This window comes from Clostridium luticellarii (assembly GCF_002995845.1).
Classification (GTDB): domain Bacteria; phylum Bacillota; class Clostridia; order Clostridiales; family Clostridiaceae; genus Clostridium_B; species Clostridium_B luticellarii.
Genome location: NZ_PVXP01000141.1, coordinates 1 through 1,952, shown reverse-complemented (window position 1 = coordinate 1,952; position 1,952 = coordinate 1). Strand labels below are relative to the sequence as shown.

Genomic DNA, 1,952 nt, shown 5'->3' with positions numbered 1-1,952 from the left:
TAGTGAATTATACATAGGAAAGAATACTTTTATTGGTCTATTTTCTATTATACATTGTAGAAAAAAGATAAATATTGGTGATAATTGTATGATAGGAGAATTTATATCTATAAGAGATAATGATCATGAGTTTAGGCAAAATGATAAGAATTATAATCAACAGGGTTTTAAAGTAAAAGAGATTATAATAGGCAATAATGTGTGGATTGGAGCAAAAGTCACAATTTTAGGTGGAATAACAATAAGGAGTAACTCGATAATTGGTGCTAATACATTAGTTGACAGAAATATTCCTGATAATACTATTGCAGGTGGGGTTCCTGTTAAAATTATAAAGAAGATATAAAAATATTATACGTAACTGTAGCATTAAATTATATTTAAATTGATGAATGGATGTATTCATATAACACGGGAAATACAAAGTGGTATTAGTATAAAAATGTAGATACAAAATAATAGATTTACTGAAAATATATAATAAAATTAAGGAAGAAAAGTGTCTACAAATAGAATTATCAGCATCCACAGGTACCGGACTGCTTGATATAAGATGTACAAGCATTTAATACAAGAGTTCTTCAATATCAGAAGAAGAGTTGACTCGCAAAGAAATTATTGACAGGGTTCAATGTAGATAATCCTTCATAGGGTATTAGGTAGTAATATCCACACAGTTAAGACTGCGTGGCCATCTCATCGGCCGTAAGAGAGTCTATTGCTATATGATAGAGGTGGGAACTGCCATGATTTATCTAAAAATAAATCTATCAAAACACTAGTGGTAGTCGGAGTTTTCCCTAATTGCTCCGTAATGCTGTCATAGACCGACCAAACTAAGCATGGCTCATTGATTAACTTATGTTGCAATTAAGCATGTTTCATCTATCTACGGTAGTTATCGACTGTTACAGTCGATGTATTGCTGGAAAATTGATGATATGCTAGATATAAAAATAATATTCAACTCCCTTAAGAAATCACTCAAGATTTCTAAGCAATTTATTTTAAACTCGAATCGGGGAGCTAGTTAACTATCAGGTATCATATTAATTTTGCACATAGCAACAGCATCCACCAGAGTATAGATTGAGAAAGCTAGTGGGTAAATAATATTATGATCAAGCGCTGGTTTTTCAGTCCTAAATATGAAGAAGCATATCTGACTCAATATAACAATATTAGAAGGGCTGCAATCGGAAACTGTATCCCCACATACAACTTTGATAGATGCCATTCGGAAATTAAGTACTAGAAACCGGCAGTAGGATAGGCAATGCTCCGGAATTATATAGCTTAATATGTAGTATCAATGTAATATTCTGTCAGTTCATTAAAAAATTTGTGGTATTTTTATTTTGACGACTGACCCATTATAGTTCACTTTTGGGGAAAAGCTCATGTAGTTTTTTGAAAAAATTTACTAGATTGAAATTATATTTAGTGTTGGAAGGTGAAATTAATGATTAATTTACAGGAAGGATCTATTATATATATAGTTTGTACAGCTAATGCGCCAACTGGCGGAACTGAACTTTTACATCAATTATGTTATAAGTTAAGTGAATTTGGATATAATGCAAGAATGTATTATATACCTAGTAATAGCGTAAATCCAATTGCAGATAGATTTTTAAAGTATAATGTGAAATATGTAACAAGTATAAACGATAATAAGAATAATGTTTTAATAGTTCCAGAAGTGTATACTAATTTATTAAAAAAATTTAATAATATAAAAAAAATAATATGGTGGTTAAGTGTTGATAATTATTATGGACGGTTTAAAGGCATAAAAACCAAAATAAAAATATTTCTTGGAGTTTTAGAATATTATTCTTTAAAAAAACCTGATGTTAGAGTACAGCATTTAGTTCAATCATATTATGCATATGATTTTCTTGTAAATAAGGGAATAAAAAATATTGCATTTTTATCTGATTATATAAATG

The 1,952-nt window shown here is 29.5% G+C and carries 1 protein-coding gene and 1 pseudogene; both read left to right on the top strand.

The features are described 5' to 3' along the window. The coding region (locus CLLU_RS18390) for an acyltransferase (protein ID WP_146127629.1) at nt 1-346 on the top strand (346 nt) is incomplete at its 5' end. Between the two features lie 1,116 nt (nt 347-1,462). Continuing rightward, a pseudogene (locus CLLU_RS18385) lies at nt 1,463-1,952 on the top strand (hypothetical protein); the annotation flags it as partial.